General features: G+C 40.7%; 1 pseudogene. It reads left to right on the top strand.

The features are described from left to right. A pseudogene (locus tag HC176_RS19115) lies at positions 1-290 on the top strand (TonB-dependent receptor); the annotation flags it as partial.

Genomic DNA, 290 nt, shown 5'->3' with positions numbered 1-290 from the left:
AAAAAATTTCTGCAACTGTATCGACAGGAAAATTGGATAACGGTTGGGCTGCAACTGTTTCTGGCGCCAGAACTGTTGGAGATGGTTACGTAGATGGAACTGAGTTTAGTGGGTTCTCTTACTTCATTAACATCGCCAAAGATTTTAATGAAGATCATCAACTATCTTTCACTGCTTTTGGAGCTCAACAAAGACATGGTCAGCGTCAAAACGCTTTGCCAATGGAGATTTACAGACTTAGTGAAAGAGGTACTCGTTTTAACCAGGATTGGGGTTATAGAAATGGGGAT

The organism is Tamlana crocina, from assembly GCF_012037625.1.
Note: the sequence above shows the minus strand (reverse complement) of the source record. Positions and strands in the feature narration are given on the sequence as shown.